Source organism: Flagellimonas crocea, from assembly GCF_033441595.1.
In the GTDB taxonomy this organism is placed as follows: domain Bacteria; phylum Bacteroidota; class Bacteroidia; order Flavobacteriales; family Flavobacteriaceae; genus Flagellimonas; species Flagellimonas crocea.
In genome coordinates, this window is the sequence record NZ_JAUZVX010000001.1 from 715,708 (window position 1) to 732,276 (window position 16,569).

Sequence of the window (16,569 nt, forward strand, 5' to 3'; positions counted from 1 at the left end):
ATTAAGCTTACTTCACTTCTTCGAAGTCTACGTCTTCTACATTGTCTCCTTCAGAGGCTCCGTTTCCAGCGGCATCACCACCTGTTGCGTCTCCTCCAGTAGCTCCTGCTCCTGCAGCGCCGCCCTGCGCTTCTGCTTGTGCTTTGTACATTTCCTCGGAAGCAACTTTCCATGCTTCGTTGATTTTCTCCAAAGCTGGCGTAATCACCGCTAGGTCTTTGCCTTCGTAAGCTTTCTTCAATTCTTCCAAAGCTTCTTCGATCGGCTTTTTCTTGTCATCAGACAATTTATCACCAAACTCGCTCAATTGCTTTTCGGTTTGGAAGATCATGGCATCCGCCTCGTTCAATTTATCGGCAGTTTCCTTGGCTTTCTTATCCGCCTCGGCATTTGCCTCTGCTTCTGCTTTCATCTTCTTGATTTCTTCCTCGGTCAACCCAGAAGAAGCCTCGATTCGGATGTCCTGTGACTTACCAGTAGCTTTGTCAGTAGCAGAAACCTTGATGATACCGTTCGCATCAATATCGAAGGTCACTTCAATTTGAGGCGTACCTCTTGGTGCTGGTGGAATACCGTCCAAGTGGAATCTACCAATGGTCTTGTTGTCCGCTGCCATAGGTCTTTCTCCTTGCAGTACATGGATTTCAACCGAAGGCTGATTGTCCGCTGCGGTAGAGAATACCTGTGATTTCTTGGTCGGTATGGTAGTGTTCGCCTCAATCAATTTGGTAAACACGCTTCCCATAGTTTCGATACCCAAAGAAAGTGGGGTAACATCCAACAAGAGTACGTCTTTTACATCTCCTGTCAATACACCACCTTGGATAGCGGCACCAATGGCCACAACCTCATCTGGGTTTACTCCTTTTGATGGCTTTTTACCGAAGAATTTCTCAACGGCTTCCTGTACCGCTGGTATACGGGTAGAACCACCTACCAAGATAATCTCGTCAATATCGCTTTTGGAAAGTCCTGCAGATTTCAACGCTTTCTCACAGGGCTCGATGGTCCTTTTTACCAAATCGGCAATCAATTGCTCAAATTTGGAACGGGACAATGTTCTTACCAAGTGCTTTGGTCCTGAAGACGTAGCTGTAACGTAAGGCAAGTTGATTTCTGTCTGTGCAGAAGAGGACAACTCAATTTTGGCCTTTTCGGCAGCTTCCCTCAAACGTTGCAATGCCATGGGGTCTTCACGAAGGTCCATATCCTCATCTTTCTTGAACTCTTCGGCCAACCAATCAATAATTTTCTGGTCAACATCGTCACCACCTAAGTGGGTATCACCATCCGTGGCCAATACTTCGAACACTCCGTCACCCAATTCAAGAATGGAAACGTCGTGCGTACCTCCACCAAAGTCGAATACCACTATTTTTTGCTCGGTGTCCTTTTTATCGAGTCCGTATGCCAAAGAAGCGGCGGTTGGCTCGTTGATGATTCGTTCCACGGTAAGACCTGCAATTTCACCAGCTTCTTTGGTGGCCTGTCTTTGTGAATCGTTAAAATATGCTGGAACGGTAATTACCGCTCTGGTTACATCTTGTCCCAAGTAATCCTCCGCGGTCTTCTTCATTTTTTGAAGAATCATAGCGGACAATTCCTGTGGAGTGTACATACGTCCGTCAACATCCACTCTTGGTGTATCGTTGTCCCCCTTCACCACTTTGTAAGGAACCCTTGTGGCCTCTTTACTGGATTCTGAGTATTTGTTACCCATAAATCGCTTAATGGAATAAATCGTTTTGTGAGGGTTGGTCACCGCTTGTCTTTTTGCAGGGTCTCCGACCTTGATCTCCCCACCGTCAACAAATGCGATCATCGATGGAGTGGTACGTTTTCCCTCGGCGTTTGGAATTACCACGGGTTCGTTACCTTCCATTACAGAGACGCAGGAGTTGGTCGTACCTAAGTCTATACCTATAATCTTGCTCATCGTATCTAAAGTTATATCTGTTTAAAATTCTTTTTTGTCTCGCTCTTAAAATGTCAATGATTATGCCACGGCCAAGAATATGACAAGGTGTCAGATTATTGCCGAAGCACTGGAATACGCCAGCTCTATTGAAGATGCCAAAATGAATTTTGAAAAAGCGGTATGTATATGCGGATATTGGCAATTTTATCCCGTTTAGCTTCCTATATTTGAAACTGTAAATTGAGTTTATGGAGTGCATTAGTGTGTTTGATATGCTAAAAATCGGTGTAGGGCCTTCCAGCTCGCACACCCTTGGCCCTTGGCGTGCGGCCGAACGCTGGATTTCCGAACTTGAAGAGCAGCGTGTTTTTGATGACGTAGAAACCATCAAAATATATTTGTACGGCTCCCTATGCCTAACGGGTAAAGGGCATGCCACCGATATTGCCGTGGTCATGGGTTTGTTGGGTACCGATCCAGAGACTGTGGAGATTGACAGCATTTCAGGAAGAATTGACAGGATAAAAGAAGAAAACAAACTCAATTTTGGCGGAAAACGAGTGATTCCCTTCAGTTTTCAGAACGATATCCTCTTCAAAAAAGAATTTCTTCCCATCCATGCCAATGGTATTCAGTTTGAAGCTGAACTGTCCAACGGTGAAAAAATATCCGAAACCTATTATTCCATTGGTGGCGGATTTGTAGTAAAGGAAGAACGTATTCATGCCAAAGAGAACAAAGAAACGTTTAAAACCTTTCCCCATCCTGTAACCACTGGAAACGAACTACTGGAACATTGCAATGCACAAAACAAAACCATCTCTACCATTGTGATGGAAAACGAACTATCGTTGCGAACGGCATCGGAAATAGACGAAGGCATTGCTCGCATCTGGAACACCATGTTGGAATCCATGTACGATGGCTGCCATACCGAAGGAAAGCTCCCTGGCGGACTGAACGTAAAGCGACGTGCTTTTGAGATGCACCAAAAATTGAAAGGAGATGTTCCCTACTCCAATCCGCAGGAATGGCTGGAAAGTATTCGCGATACAGAGGTGAAATTCCGACAAATCATTAAATGGGTAAGCTGTTTTGCGATCAGTGTCAACGAAGTGAATGCTTCCTTGGGACGAGTTGTTACTGCTCCAACCAACGGAAGTGCGGGCGTAATCCCCGCTGTTTTGATGTACTACATGGTCATCGAAAACCATGATGCCAATTTTGATGATGTAAAACAATTCCTTTTGGTGGCCAGTGAAGTGGGAAGCATCTTTAAAAAAGGAGCTACCATTTCCGCAGCCATGGGTGGCTGCCAAGCCGAAATCGGTGTATCATCCGCCATGGCCGCAGCAGGGCTAACGGAACTGATGGGCGGTTCCCCTGCACAGGTATTGATTGCCGCTGAAATCGCGATGGAACATCATTTAGGTCTTACCTGCGACCCTATTGGCGGTTTGGTACAAGTTCCCTGTATTGAACGTAACGCCATGGGAGCCATAAAGGCCATTAATGCGGCTGAACTGGCGTTGGACACCGACCCAAAAGAAGCTAAGGTGCCTTTGGACAAAGTGGTGAATACTATGTGGGAAACGGCAAAAGACATGAGCTCCAAGTACAAGGAAACCTCCGAAGGAGGTCTTGCTGTGGGCGTATTTTTGAGTGATTGCTAATCCATACAACCTTCCTTGCCCCTGGTATCAATCAAGTAGATGATTTTCCATTCGCCATCAAAATTGATGAGCTGAAAAGAGTTGATGCCGCAATGACTGAACTCACCGTTCAACCAAAACTCATATCCCACCCAAGCATTGGCCATGGTCCTATCGACCTGAATGGAGAATGAGGTGAGTTTTTCCTCGAACTCCACCGATTCGGGTATGCCCACAATGGATTTTAAAAATTTCGAGAATTCTTCGGTTTTGAAAAGTGTCTTGCCTTCTGGGTTTCTTCCCGTGGTCTGTAGTACAATTTCATCTGCAACCGTATTTTTGATGATGGTGGAGTCTTGTTTGTGAAATCCATCAAAAAAAGTTTCGATAACTTGTTTGACCTCATTTTTGGCTTCTTCGTTTGAAGCATTTGGACCTTGGGCGTATCCAAACATACCCAAAGTGGACAACACTACGCAACAGAACAGTTTTCTCATTTGATTAGTTTTTTGATCAAAGCCTAAATTAAACAAATCTGCTTACTTTTAGCATCAAATACAATTTCGATGTCAACAGCTAAAAAAGAATATAAAAGGGTGACCGTAAAATCGTTGGTGGACATGAAAAAGCGTGGTGAAAAAATCAGCATGCTTACTTCCTACGATTATTCCATGGCCAAAATTGTGGATGGCGCCAATGTGGACGCCATTTTGGTCGGTGATTCCGCCAGTAACGTCATGGCAGGACATGAGACCACATTGCCCATTACCTTGGATCAAATGATCTATCATGCCACCTCTGTGGTCAGGGCGGCCAAAAGGGCCTTGGTAGTGGTGGATATTCCGTTTGGAAGTTATCAGGGCGACTCCAAGGAAGCTTTACGCTCCGCTATACGAATCATGAAAGAAAGTGGTGCTCATGCCGTAAAAGTTGAGGGCGGAGAAGAAATCAAAATATCCATTAGTCGAATTTTGGAAGCAGGAATTCCCGTAATGGGTCACCTGGGCCTTACCCCACAATCTATCTACAAATTTGGAACCTATACAGTTCGTGCCAAAGAAGAAGAGGAAGCCGAAAAATTGAAGTCAGATGCCAAATTATTGGAGGAACTGGGCTGTTTTGCCATTGTTTTGGAGAAAATCCCTGCAAAATTGGCCAAAGAAGTCGCCGAAAGCGTCTCTATTCCCATTATTGGAATCGGTGCGGGTAATCATGTGGACGGACAGGTATTGGTTGTGCACGATATGTTGGGCATGACCCACGAGTTCCATCCCAGATTCTTGAGAAGGTATCTCAACTTATATGATGAGATGAGCAATGCCGTTTCACAATATGTAAATGATGTAAAAAGCCAGGATTTTCCAAATGATGAGGAATCTTATTAAATCCCAATCAGCAATTGCCAATCAACAATAATCAACACTCTACCCCCTCCAATCTTCAGGTTCTGTTTGAAGACAACCACCTAATTGTAGTCAATAAGCGCGTAGGTGATATTGTACAAGGTGATAAAACAGGTGATGATCCCCTAAGCGAAGTGGTAAAGCAGTATCTGAAAGAAAAACACAACAAGCCAGGCAATGTGTACTTGGGCGTAGTGCACCGATTGGACCGCCCTACTTCGGGGATTGTGCTATTTTCCAAGACATCCAAAGCGCTGCCCCGTCTCAATAAAATGTTTGCCCAAGGGGATACCAAAAAATTATATTGGGCAGTTGTAAAAAATGCACCCCCGCAAGAAAGCGGGACTTTGACCCATTGGCTGGTACGCAACCCGAAACAGAATAAATCGTATGCCCACGAAAAGGAGGTTCCCGATAGCAAAAAAGCGGTTTTGGACTATAAAATCATAAAAAAGCTTGACAATTATTTTTTGCTGGAAATTGATTTGAAAACGGGCAGGCACCATCAAATCAGGGCGCAGCTGGCAGCTATAGGCTGTACCATAAAAGGAGATTTAAAATATGGTGCCGACCGCAGCAATAAGGATGGCGGCATCCACCTACATGCCCGAAGCTTGGAAATAATGCATCCTGTTCAAAAAGAACCCATGTCGTTTTTGGCGCCACCACCCAAGGACCCCGTTTGGAATGTTTGTCTTAGCGAGTAAGTGCCAATGCCTTTTCCCTGATTATTTCGGAAACAGGTTTGTTCTGTAGATGACTTTCCAACCAGGAAAGGATGTCCAAATATAAGAACGCCCGTTTTTCGTAGGGATGGTTCTCGTATTTTTTCAACTCGTTGTACAACTTCTGGAATTCTCCTTTTAGGTCTGTCGGATAAATGTCGCCAAGATTCCTGAGGAACTTGATCATCTCCTTTTGCACCTCGTGCAAGTCGTTCATTTTCAACAAGAACTTATACGTGCTTTTAAGCTGGACTTCCAAATGGTAATCCATTCCAGCTTCGTAATGCGCTACAAGGCTCAATACCCTGGCAAAACACATGAGATCTTCGCGCATCTTCAACTTTTTGTTGGAGATGATCTTTTTGAGGTAAGCGATACAGTTTTTATTGTCCCCGTTACCAAAATACAGACATGCAATTTTATAGTAGAGTAACATTACATGATGCTCATCAATCTGCTGTTTGTGCTTTTTGATGCCATATTCGATGATATTAACCAAGTAGATGCCCTTATCAAACGTACCTTCCAAAAAGTGAAGGTTCAATTTGTTGGTGTTGATGTACAAAAAAGCCAGGGAGCTGATGTTGTCATTTTTGGGAAACTTTTCGTCCTGTACCTGTGCTTCCAAACGTTCCAAGGTTTCCCTGAACTGAGAGGAATATTTAACAAAGAAGAGGGATTCCAACAAATAATGGTTGCCTTTTAAAAAGAACACCGGATTTAACGGAATCATATGTTCGTTCTCATAGAAAAGGTCCACCCACTTGCTGGCATATTTGTAGGCTGACAAAAAGTCCTGAATCAAAAGGCTGTACCACAAATGGGCCTTGTACAACCATAATTTTTCCCTAAAGCCTAAGGTCTCAATATCATATTTGGGTAAATGTTCCTCAAAATAGCTTTTGACCTTTTGCAAATCCTCATCACTACGTACATAACCCACTTTCAGCATCATCCCATACAATTGAAGGGAAAGATTGGAAAGTTTGCTCGTCATTACATTCTGTGCGGAGAGCTCCTTGGCCTCCACGGCCAGCTCGTCCGCCCTATCGGGTATACTTCGGGTGATATATTGTGTTTCGATGACTTTTTCCAGCTCAACGATTTCATAGGCAACGTTCTTCTCCTCGTTTTCAATGGCAAAGCTCTTGGCCTTTTCCAAAATCTTCAAACTCTGTTTGTACAATCCCTTTTGATACAGAATGGTGGCAAAGTCCAGTTGCTCCCTGATCTGAATGCGCACGTTCTGGTTTACGGGGTTCAATCGTAAGCTTACCAAAATTTGTTTGTACAGGTGTGCCTTGAGGTTGGAAAGCTGGGATTTTTTTACGATGCCGCTATCCAAAATTTGCTTTTCATCGTACTTCCGCATCTTATCCAACAGGTTAAAAAGAGCCAAAAATTTTGCATCTGTATTCACCCCCAAGCGGCCTACATACAATTTAAATTGGCGCTTTTCCGATTTGGAAAGCGATTTCACCAAAACAAACAAAGCATCATTATGGGCATTTGTCATCGTAAAAAATATTATTTAAAACATTGTATTTCAATTATTTATATGATTGAAAAAGCGGTTAAACGTTGTAACAGGTTTCAACCCACCTTTCATCTTCAGCCTTCCTTCCCTATTTTCGTGAGTCACAGAAAAAAACAGGTTGAAGTAATGGGTAAAGATAAGGTAGAAATTTTTGACACAACACTTAGAGATGGAGAACAGGTACCGGGCTGTAAACTGGATACCGAACAAAAATTGATCATTGCCGAACGACTGGACGAACTTGGAGTTGATGTGATCGAGGCAGGGTTCCCCATATCAAGTCCAGGTGATTTCAAATCGGTGAACGAAATCGCAAAATTGGTCAAAAATGCAACAGTATGTGGTTTGACCCGAGCAGTTAAAAAGGACATCGAAGTAGCTGCTGAAGCTATAAAAAACGCCAGAAGACCAAGAATACATACTGGAATTGGAACTTCCGAATCACACATCAAATACAAGTTCAATTCTACCCAGGACAAAATAATAGAACGTGCCGTTGAAGCCGTTGCATATGCCAAAACATTTGTGGAAGATGTTGAGTTTTATGCCGAAGACGCCGGACGTACAGACAACGAATTTTTAGCACGAATCTGTGAGGCGGTGGTGAAAGCTGGCGCAACCGTGCTCAACATTCCAGATACCACCGGTTACTGTCTCCCCGAAGAGTACGGTGCCAAAATGAAATATTTGAAGGAAAATGTAAAAGGGATCGATAGAGCGATTCTTTCCTGTCATTGCCACAACGATTTGGGGCTGGCCACAGCAAACTCCATTGCTGGTGTGGTAAACGGTGCCAGACAAATTGAATGTACCATAAACGGTATCGGTGAACGAGCTGGGAACACTTCCTTGGAAGAGGTGGTAATGATCATGAGACAACACCCACACTTGAACTTGGACACCAACATTAACAGTAAATTACTTTGGGACACCAGCACCATGGTTTCCCAAAAAATGGGAATGCCGGTCCAGCCCAATAAAGCTATTGTGGGGTCCAACGCATTTGCCCATAGTTCGGGTATTCACCAAGATGGGGTAATCAAACAACGGGAAACCTACGAAATCATCGACCCTAAAGATGTTGGCGTTAGTGAATCCTCTATTGTTTTGACAGCCAGAAGTGGACGTGCTGCCTTGGCCTACAGAGCTAAAAAAGTAGGTTACGAACTCACAAAACTGCAATTGGACACGGTGTATGAAAACTTCTTGAAATACGCGGATGTGAAAAAGGAAATTTTGGATGAAGATATCCACGAAATCGTGGAAACCAGTAATATTGGTATGAAAAACTTGGCGTAGACTACGATTACTTTATGACTTTAAAAATTGCTTTGCTTCCTGGAGATGGCGTTGGACCTGAAGTGTTGGCCCAGGCAGTGAAATGTTTGGAAGCGGTCGAAGAAACCTGCAATCAACACTTTATTTATAAAGAGGCCCATGTGGGTGCCATTGCCATTGACAAAAAAGGTGTGCCCCTGCCCGACTCCACTTTAAAATTATGTAAGGAATCCGATGCCGTACTGTTCGGTGCCATCGGAGATCCAAAATACGACAATGATCCAGAGGCCAAGGTAAGGCCCGAACAAGGTCTTCTGCAATTGAGAAGGGAACTTGGATTGTTTGCAAACATACGGCCTGTACTTTCCCATCCGTCGCTGCTGGACAAATCACCGTTGAAGAAAAAAGTAATCTCCGGCACCGATTTTGTAATTTACCGGGAACTTACGGGAGGTATATATTTTGGCGAAAAGAAATTGAACGAAGAAGGCACAGTGGCTTCCGATCTATGTGAATATTCGGAATACGAAATAAGCAGGATAGCCCATTTGGCTTTTAAGGCTGCCAAAAACAGGAAAAAGAAACTTACCCTTGTGGATAAGGCCAATGTACTGGAGTCCTCGCGGCTTTGGCGCAAAGTGGTCTCCAAAATAGGTGAAAGTTATCCGGAGGTTGCCCTGGACTTTTTGTTCGTGGACAACGCTGCAATGCAGATCATCCTTAATCCAAAACAGTTCGATGTTATTTTGACGGAGAATATGTTCGGTGATATCATTTCGGACGAAGGCAGTGTTATCGGTGGTTCCATCGGCCTTTTGGCTTCGGCATCCATAGGTGATGAAAATGCCCTGTTCGAGCCCATACACGGGTCGTACCCACAAGCCAAGGGCAAGGACATAGCCAACCCCATTGCCTCTATTCTATCAGCTGCCATGCTCTTGGAACATTTTGGTATGAACGAAGAGGCCATGGCCATAAAAAAGGCGGTGGACAAATCATTGAAAAAAGGTGTTGTTACCCCAGACCTAAGGGAAAATAGTCAATACGGTACCAATCAGGTCGGAGATTTTATTGCCAATAATATCGTGGATATTGAAGATGATTTCCTAATGAACGATGAAAACATCGATTTGGGCAAATCGACCATTATTTAGCATTATCCGCAGTTCCGGTTTCCTCTGAGGTCAATTCCTCGATGGTTTTATTGAATTTTTTCTTGAACTCTATAAACTTGTCACCAGTTGCAGGCCCGTTGAATCCCGTGTGGATTTTACGTACCTCACCGCTCTTATCAATATAAATGGTAGTGGGATATGATAAAATATGATTGAGCATCGGCAGTTTTTCATTGGCCTTTTGTTTATTCGATGTACCATACTGGGCCAAGAGAATAGGATAAGGAACATTTTCCCGTTCTTTTAGTCTTTGTATTCCCTCAAAAGCCTTCTCCTCGGTTTTGGCATATTCAAATGCCAGCCCCACAAAAGCTATATCCAAATCCGGGTTGTTCTTTAAAAAGTCAACATAAAATCGTGTTTCGTCCAAACAATTGGTGCACCAGGTTCCCATAATCTGGACAAGAACCACCTTATCCTTGAACATTGGGTCCTGTAAACTTACCATTTCACCATTTGCATTGGGAAAAGAAAAGTCGAACTTGTCATACCCTTCCCTTAAAAAAGTTAGTTGATCGGAATCCGGCAGCTCAAATGCTTCGTTCCTCGCCCCCATAAATTCTTGTACCGCGTGCCTGCCCGAATAAAACTTACCATCCAACGTGCTATCCGTTACCTGGGCCAAAAACAAGAAAACATGCGACCCATCAAACGCAGAAAGCTTTAAGCTGTCACCAGTGACCACCCCATCCAAATAGCGGTAATCTCCCGTTTTGGTCCTAAAAGTACCTTTCACGTTGTTGCCGCTCTGCATAAAAATTCCCTTGGCAGGATATTCTCCATTGGTATTCACATTAAAATAGGTTTCCCAAATACCGGAAATGTTTACATCGGCGTCCTTACTTACATCAAAACGGTCCTGTTTACCGTGGGTGGCCCTAAAAGGAACTGATCGCTCCTTACTTTCCTCAATAAATTCTCCTATAATCTCATTTTCGGTGTAAGTACCGGCAATATGGCCTTCAAAAATCGGCATCCGTATATCTATGGAATCCCCTTTGAAGGTAAACTCATCAATCGTGACCTCTTCCTCCCCGTTGTAGGCCTTCATCACATAACTTCCATCGGCATTTTGGGAAAGTGTAAATTGAAAAGGCAGCTGTTGGGATTCGGAAACTTCCATTTTCGCCAACCAATCCCCGGTGGACAACTGTTCCCTCCCCATGTTTTTGCAAGAAACAACCATGAAAAATAACCCTATCGCTGCGATACCTATTCTGTTCATAAAGTGAAGATTTTACTTAAATGTAGGAAATAGAATCCAAAACAAACCAATCCCTCCTTTTTAACGTCGTTATAATCGTTGAATCTGTTCCCCTATTGTTATATATTTGTGCCCTCTAAAATTGGGGTATGAAGATTTCTTATAACTGGTTGAAGCAATTTTTGCAAATTGATTGGGATTCTCAAAAAACAGGTGAACTTTTAACAGATTTGGGCCTTGAAGTTGAGGGAATATCACAATTTGAATCAGTTAAGGGTGGATTGAAAGGTATTGTAGTCGGACATGTGCTGACTTGCGAAAGTCACCCAAATGCGGACAGGCTAAAGCTTACCACGGTCGATATTGGACAGGAGGAGCCTTTACAGATTGTTTGTGGTGCGCCCAACGTAGCAGCTGGACAAAAAGTTCCCGTGGCAACGGTAGGTACCACACTTTACACCAAAGAAGGCGAGGCTTGGATGATCAAAAAAGGAAAGATCCGCGGCGAAGTAAGTCAGGGAATGATCTGTGCCGAAGATGAAATAGGCCTTGGTGATAGCCACGATGGGATTATGGTCCTGAACGCGGAACTGGAGCCCGGGACACCATGTTCCAAGGTTTTTGAAATTGAGAATGATGAGGTTTTCGAAATAGGCCTTACCCCTAACCGCGCAGATGCCATGAGCCATTTTGGTGTGGCACGCGACCTAAAGGCCGGTTTGGAACAAAAAGAGATCCAAAAGGAATTGGTGACCCCATCGACCAGTAACTTTTCCATAGACAACAGATCCTTAAAGATTGATGTGGAAGTGATGGAGAACGATTTGGCACCAAGATATTGCGGGGTTACCATCAGCAACCTGATTGTTCAGGAATCGCCGGATTGGCTAAAAAATCGTTTAAAGTCCATTGGTTTGGCACCCATTAACAATGTGGTCGATGTTACCAACTACGTACTCCACGAATTGGGACAGCCGTTGCACGCGTTTGATGCCGCAAAGGTCAAAGGCAGTAAGGTAGAGGTCAAAACCTTGCCGACAGGAACCAAATTCACCACATTGGATGGAGTAGAAAGGGAATTGCACGAAGATGACCTTATGATCTGTGATGCCGACAGCCCCATGTGTATCGCGGGAGTTTTTGGAGGCCTCCATTCCGGAGTTACAGAGCATACGACCTCCATATTCTTGGAAAGCGCCTATTTTGACTCGGTTTCCATAAGAAAAACCGCAAAAAGACACGGACTCAATACCGATGCATCCTTCCGTTTTGAAAGAGGCATCGATATCAATATGACCAAATATGCCCTTAAAAGGGCCGCGCTTTTGATACGGGAAATTGCGGGAGGCTATATCAGTTCTGAAATCGTTGACCTGTTCCCTAAAAAGCCGCAAGAAAGACAGGTTTTCTTGACGTTCAACAAAATCAACTCATTGATCGGGCAGGAAATCCCAAGAGATACGATAAAATCGATCTTGTCTTCGTTGGAAATACGCATCAACAACGTGACCGAATCAGGTTTGGGCCTTACCATTCCAACGTATCGGGTGGATGTTACCCGAGAAGTCGATGTCATCGAAGAGATTCTACGAGTTTACGGATATAACAACATCGATTTCAAGGAAAAACTAAACGCGTCTATTGCCAAGTCGTCCAGATTTGAAAATCACAGGATCCAAGATGTTATCGGTAATACCTTGGCGGCCAAAGGTTTCTTTGAAATAATGACCAATAGTCTTGTTTCCGCGGATATTACCTCTAGTGATTCCAGTGCGGTTCAAATGCTAAATCCATTGAGTTCCGACCTTTCGGTGCTGAGAACATCCATGTTGCACTCCGGGCTTCAAACCGTCAGCTATAACCACAATAGGCAGAAAATAGACCTGAAACTGTTTGAATTCGGTAAAACCTATCACAAATTGGATGGCCAGTACAGTGAAAAAAGACATTTGTCCATTTTTATATCCGGAGACCGCAACCAAAGCAGTTGGGCCATTGCTTCTAGAAAATCTGAGTTCTTCTATCTAAAAGGTATCGTGGAGAATGTTTTTGAGCGTTTGGGACTTCGTGATATGGACACCAAACCTTTATCCGATGCTGATTTTGCGGAAGGAATGTCCTACGTGAAAGATGATACCGTTTTGGCGTCATTAGGTCTGGTAAGCAAGAACGCTCTAAAAAGATTTGACATTAAACAAGAGGTCTTTTATGCCGATTTGGACTGGGACGGAATTCTAGAACTCATCAGCACCACAAATGTATCTTTCAAGGAAATACCCAAGTTCCCGGAAGTGACCAGGGATTTTGCTTTGTTACTGGATGACTCCGTGTCTTTCCAAAAAGTGTACGATATTGCCTGGAACACAGAGAAAAAGTTGCTCAAGAAAGTAAATTTATTCGATGTGTATACCGGTAAAAATCTTCCTGAGGGCAAAAAATCCTATGCGGTCAGTTTTACCTTGATGGATGAAAAGAAAACCTTGACGGACAAACAAATCGATAAGATCATGGGCAAACTATTGGCCCAGTATCAAAGTGAATTGGGAGCGGAACTTCGCTAATTACATTTGCGTGGGCAGGATAACACTGTCAATTTCGTGCACAACGCCCTCATTTTCCAGGTTAAGATCGGCTGCGGTGATTCTTGCCGTATTACCAACAGGGTCGGTGAGCACAATGTCATAACCATCCAAGTGTGCCGTCAACTTTTTGCCCTGTACGGTCGTGAAGCTGGCTTTGCCATTGCCCCTTCCAATCGCGCGCAACATACGTGATGCTGTCAATTGGCCCGCCACAATGTGGTAGGACAATAAAGATTTTAGGGCACTTTTGTCCTCCGCCTGTATAAGCTCTGCAATTTTATTATTCGAAAATTTTTCAAAAGCCGCATCCGAAGGCGCAAAAATGGTAAAAGGTCCGGATTTTTGTAGCAATATGCCCAACTCTGTGGCGTTTACTGCACTCAACAAGATTTTATGATTGTCCAACTGGCCTGTGTAGGTAAGGGCATTGGAAGTGTTTTGGGATTTGGCGCATATGGAAAATGCAAAGAAAAGACCTAACAAGATTTTGGTTACGGGGGTGTTCATGTGGTTGATCAAATTTAGGGCTTGAGCTTTAGTATGATTATACGATTAACTACCAAAAACTTCGATAAGATACATCTTTTTTGATGACATCTGTGCTTATTTCCGCTTCCAAAATTTCATTTAACAAAAACTTAACATTGTGTTTTTATGACAAATGTCAGTATCGAAAATTCAAATCCTTAAATTTGAGTAGATTACTAAAAAAAAGCATGATTTTGAAAGGAACCAACATTGAGCAAAAGCTACGAACCATCAAGAAAAAGAGAGGGAACGGTGATGAAATTTTAGCTGAAGTCGAGCGCATATTGAAGGAGGATTCCCGCAAAGAAAAGGCAATCTCCCATGAACTCGCTAGAAAAAATGGGGCCCTCTCCAACGATTTTCAATTTGAACTCTTGGAAAGTGATAAAATCTATCACATTGATCAAATCAAAGAAATTTGTATCGATTATAGACTTCGCTTTTTGGACAGTTCCTATTTTAAGGGCAAGATTCCACAGTCGGCCATTTCAAAAATCAAACATTTGGAGGCCGCACATGACATCACAATCAATGGGTTCAAGATCATGGCCCCGTCCAAATTGTTCAAATTGGAAGATAAGGACGATCCTTTGCTCTTTGCTCCCATCGGAAACGATTATTTCTACTTGATACACAAGTGGGGCAATGACCTGCACCCCATGCGCAGATTGTTTGCATGGCCCTTTAAAAATGTGGCCAATTTAGCCCTTGTGGTACTTTTGGCAAGCTATTTGGTCACGCTTATGGTACCCGAAGGTTTGTTCTCCAAAAAGAGCTCCACCGCAGAATTTTGGATCATTTACTTTTTTATGTTCAAGAGTATCGCCTCCATTGTAATTTTCTACGGATTTGCACTCGGTAAAAACTTTAACCCCGTTATTTGGAAAAGCAAATATTTTAATGCCTAGGCGGTAACGGCGTACATTTTATCACGTTGTTCCTTGATGGACTTATCGGACATGTAGTCGTCAAAGCTCAAATAGCGATCAATGGCGCCACTTGGGGTCAGCTCTATGATTCTGTTGGCCACGGTGTTCACAAACTCGTGGTCGTGCGTGGTAAGCAAAATGGTTCCCTTAAAATTCTTCAACGAGTTGTTGAACGCGGTAATACTTTCCAAATCCAAATGGTTGGTGGGTTCGTCCAACATAAGAACGTTGGCGCGGAGCATCATCATTCGGCTAAGCATACAACGGACTTTTTCCCCTCCGGAAAGTACGGTACATTTTTTAAGGGCCTCTTCTCCACTGAACAGCATTTTCCCCAAAAATCCACGAATGTAAACTTCCTCTCTTTCTTCTTCGGTCTTTGCCCATTGGCGCAACCAGTCCACAAGGTTTACGTTATCTTGGAAAAATGATGAGTTATCCGCCGGCAAATACGATTGCGTGGTGGTCACTCCCCATTGGAACTTACCGCTGTCCGGCTTTATTTTATCGGCAATGATATCGTAGAAGGCCGTAGTGGCACGTGAATCCTTGGACAGGATGGCCACTTTATCGCCTTTGGCCAAATTGATGTTCACATCTTTGAACAACAGCTCGCCATCTTCCGAGGTGGCCGTAAGTTTTTCTACGTTCAAGATTTGGTCCCCGGCTTCACGCTCACGGTCAAATATAATGGCAGGGTACCTCCTACTTGATGGTTTGATATCTTCCACTTTAAGCTTGTCCAGCATTTTTTTACGTGAGGTGGCCTGCTTGCTTTTTGCAACGTTGGCACTGAACCTTAGAATAAACTCTTGAAGTTCCTTGGCCTTTTCCTCGGCCTTTTTGTTCTGTTGGGCTCTTTGTCGCGCCGCTAATTGGCTGCTCTCGTACCAAAAGGTATAGTTCCCGGAGAACAAGTTTATTTTTCCAAAATCGATATCGGCAATAGTAGTACATACGGCATCCAAAAAGTGCCTATCGTGGGAAACTACGATTACGGTATTGTCGTAGTTCGCCAAGAAATTCTCCAACCAGTTGATGGTCTCATAATCCAGGTCGTTGGTAGGCTCATCCATGATCAGCACATCCGGATTTCCGAACAGTGCCTGTGCCAAAAGAACCCGAACCTTCAATTTGGAATCCATATCGCCCATATTGGTATAGTGCAGATCCTCTGTAATACCAAGGTTGGAAAGCATGGCTGCTGCATCACTATCGGCGTTCCATCCGTTCATTTCTTCGAACTGTACCTGAAGCTCCCCTATTTTTTCGGCATTCTCGTCCGTATAATCTGCATAAAGTGCATCGATTTCTTTCTTGATCTTAAAAAGCGGTTGGTTTCCCATCACCACGGTTTCCAAGACCGGATACTCATCATAGGCATTGTGGTTCTGCTCCAAAATGGACATCCTTTTTCCAGGCTCCAAATGTACATGGCCCGAAGTTGGGTCCATCTGACCGGACAATATTTTTAAAAATGTGGATTTTCCGGCTCCGTTGGCGCCAATAATTCCATAACAATTGCCATAGGCAAAGGTTACGTTAACCTCATCGAACAAAACTCTTTTGCCAAACTGTACGGATAAATTCGATACTGATAACATGCAACTATCTTTAATTTTTGGCAAAAATAGCTAA

At 43.5% G+C, this 16,569-nt stretch carries 13 protein-coding genes; 7 read left to right on the top strand and 6 right to left on the bottom strand.

The annotated features are described in order from the left end of the window. Positions 1-7 precede the first annotated feature (7 nt). On the bottom strand, positions 8-1,936 hold the full coding sequence (gene dnaK, locus SD449_RS03295) for a molecular chaperone DnaK (RefSeq protein WP_318308716.1): 1,929 nt from the start codon (positions 1,934-1,936) through the stop codon (positions 8-10). A gap of 230 nt (positions 1,937-2,166) precedes the next feature. On the opposite strand from dnaK, the gene SD449_RS03300 reads away from it, so the two are divergent. Continuing rightward, a complete protein-coding gene (locus tag SD449_RS03300) occupies positions 2,167-3,591 on the top strand; it encodes an L-serine ammonia-lyase (RefSeq protein ID WP_318308717.1) in 1,425 nt (474 codons plus the stop codon). On the opposite strand, the gene SD449_RS03305 is transcribed toward SD449_RS03300, so the two are convergent. After that, complete coding sequence (locus SD449_RS03305; protein ID WP_318308718.1) at positions 3,588-4,067, bottom strand: nuclear transport factor 2 family protein; 480 nt, start codon at positions 4,065-4,067, stop codon at positions 3,588-3,590. The two genes, SD449_RS03300 and SD449_RS03305, sit on opposite strands and share 4 nt — an antisense overlap. Positions 4,068-4,136: 69 nt before the next feature. On the opposite strand from SD449_RS03305, the gene panB reads away from it, so the two are divergent. Together panB and SD449_RS03315 are read left to right on the top strand one after the other, a co-directional pair. Then, on the top strand, positions 4,137-4,955 hold the full coding sequence (panB, locus tag SD449_RS03310) for a 3-methyl-2-oxobutanoate hydroxymethyltransferase (RefSeq protein WP_318308719.1): 819 nt from the start codon (positions 4,137-4,139) through the stop codon (positions 4,953-4,955). A gap of 20 nt (positions 4,956-4,975) precedes the next feature. Continuing rightward, on the top strand, positions 4,976-5,680 hold the full coding sequence (locus tag SD449_RS03315; RefSeq protein ID WP_318309188.1) for an RluA family pseudouridine synthase: 705 nt from the start codon (positions 4,976-4,978) through the stop codon (positions 5,678-5,680). Here SD449_RS03315 and SD449_RS03320 read toward each other — a convergent pair. Next, on the bottom strand, positions 5,670-7,214 hold the full coding sequence (locus SD449_RS03320; RefSeq protein WP_318308721.1) for a hypothetical protein: 1,545 nt from the start codon (positions 7,212-7,214) through the stop codon (positions 5,670-5,672). The two genes, SD449_RS03315 and SD449_RS03320, sit on opposite strands and share 11 nt — an antisense overlap. Before the next feature lie 147 nt (positions 7,215-7,361). On the opposite strand from SD449_RS03320, the gene SD449_RS03325 reads away from it, so the two are divergent. Further along, positions 7,362-8,534 (top strand): 2-isopropylmalate synthase, encoded by a 1,173-nt coding sequence (locus tag SD449_RS03325; RefSeq protein ID WP_318308723.1) that lies wholly within the window; start codon positions 7,362-7,364, stop codon positions 8,532-8,534. Positions 8,535-8,548: 14 nt separating this feature from the next. Then, the gene (gene leuB, locus SD449_RS03330; RefSeq protein ID WP_318308725.1) at positions 8,549-9,667 is read left to right on the top strand and encodes a 3-isopropylmalate dehydrogenase; all 1,119 of its coding nucleotides are present in this window, start codon (positions 8,549-8,551) and stop codon (positions 9,665-9,667) included. Here leuB and SD449_RS03335 read toward each other — a convergent pair. Next, complete coding sequence (locus SD449_RS03335) at positions 9,660-10,913, bottom strand: peroxiredoxin family protein (protein ID WP_318308726.1); 1,254 nt, start codon at positions 10,911-10,913, stop codon at positions 9,660-9,662. The genes leuB and SD449_RS03335 overlap by 8 nt on opposite strands. Positions 10,914-11,041: 128 nt before the next feature. Here SD449_RS03335 and pheT point away from each other — a divergent pair, with 128 nt between their 5' ends. Further along, positions 11,042-13,453, top strand: a complete 2,412-nt coding sequence (gene pheT / locus SD449_RS03340) for a phenylalanine--tRNA ligase subunit beta (RefSeq protein ID WP_318308727.1) — start codon at positions 11,042-11,044, stop codon at positions 13,451-13,453. Here pheT and SD449_RS03345 read toward each other — a convergent pair whose 3' ends face one another. Continuing rightward, the gene (locus tag SD449_RS03345) at positions 13,454-13,981 is read right to left on the bottom strand and encodes a fasciclin domain-containing protein (RefSeq protein WP_318308729.1); all 528 of its coding nucleotides are present in this window, start codon (positions 13,979-13,981) and stop codon (positions 13,454-13,456) included. A 209-nt stretch (positions 13,982-14,190) separates the two neighbouring features. Here SD449_RS03345 and SD449_RS03350 point away from each other — a divergent pair, with 209 nt between their 5' ends. Then, positions 14,191-14,910, top strand: a complete 720-nt coding sequence (locus SD449_RS03350) for a hypothetical protein (RefSeq protein ID WP_318308731.1) — start codon at positions 14,191-14,193, stop codon at positions 14,908-14,910. Here the strand turns inward: SD449_RS03350 and SD449_RS03355 are convergent. Further along, positions 14,907-16,535 carry an ABC-F family ATP-binding cassette domain-containing protein gene (locus tag SD449_RS03355; RefSeq protein WP_318308733.1) on the bottom strand — a complete coding sequence of 543 codons (1,629 nt, stop codon included), beginning with the start codon at positions 16,533-16,535 and terminating at the stop codon, positions 14,907-14,909. The two genes, SD449_RS03350 and SD449_RS03355, sit on opposite strands and share 4 nt — an antisense overlap. Between the last annotated feature and the right edge of the window lie 34 nt (positions 16,536-16,569).

What these genes read in the sequence shown, in the direction of transcription:
- leuB (WP_318308725.1), top strand. Translation starts at nt 8,549, where the DNA reads ATGACTTTAAAAATTGCTTTGCTTCCTGGAGATGGCGTTGGACCTGAA.
- SD449_RS03300 (WP_318308717.1), top strand. Translation starts at nt 2,167, where the DNA reads ATGGAGTGCATTAGTGTGTTTGATATGCTAAAAATCGGTGTAGGGCCT.
- panB (WP_318308719.1), top strand. Translation starts at nt 4,137, where the DNA reads ATGTCAACAGCTAAAAAAGAATATAAAAGGGTGACCGTAAAATCGTTG.
- SD449_RS03355 (WP_318308733.1), bottom strand. Translation starts at nt 16,535, where the DNA reads ATGTTATCAGTATCGAATTTATCCGTACAGTTTGGCAAAAGAGTTTTG.
- pheT (WP_318308727.1), top strand. Translation starts at nt 11,042, where the DNA reads ATGAAGATTTCTTATAACTGGTTGAAGCAATTTTTGCAAATTGATTGG.
- SD449_RS03350 (WP_318308731.1), top strand. Translation starts at nt 14,191, where the DNA reads ATGATTTTGAAAGGAACCAACATTGAGCAAAAGCTACGAACCATCAAG.
- SD449_RS03305 (WP_318308718.1), bottom strand. Translation starts at nt 4,067, where the DNA reads ATGAGAAAACTGTTCTGTTGCGTAGTGTTGTCCACTTTGGGTATGTTT.
- SD449_RS03325 (WP_318308723.1), top strand. Translation starts at nt 7,362, where the DNA reads ATGGGTAAAGATAAGGTAGAAATTTTTGACACAACACTTAGAGATGGA.
- SD449_RS03335 (WP_318308726.1), bottom strand. Translation starts at nt 10,913, where the DNA reads ATGAACAGAATAGGTATCGCAGCGATAGGGTTATTTTTCATGGTTGTT.
- SD449_RS03345 (WP_318308729.1), bottom strand. Translation starts at nt 13,981, where the DNA reads ATGAACACCCCCGTAACCAAAATCTTGTTAGGTCTTTTCTTTGCATTT.
- dnaK (WP_318308716.1), bottom strand. Translation starts at nt 1,936, where the DNA reads ATGAGCAAGATTATAGGTATAGACTTAGGTACGACCAACTCCTGCGTC.
- SD449_RS03320 (WP_318308721.1), bottom strand. Translation starts at nt 7,214, where the DNA reads ATGACAAATGCCCATAATGATGCTTTGTTTGTTTTGGTGAAATCGCTT.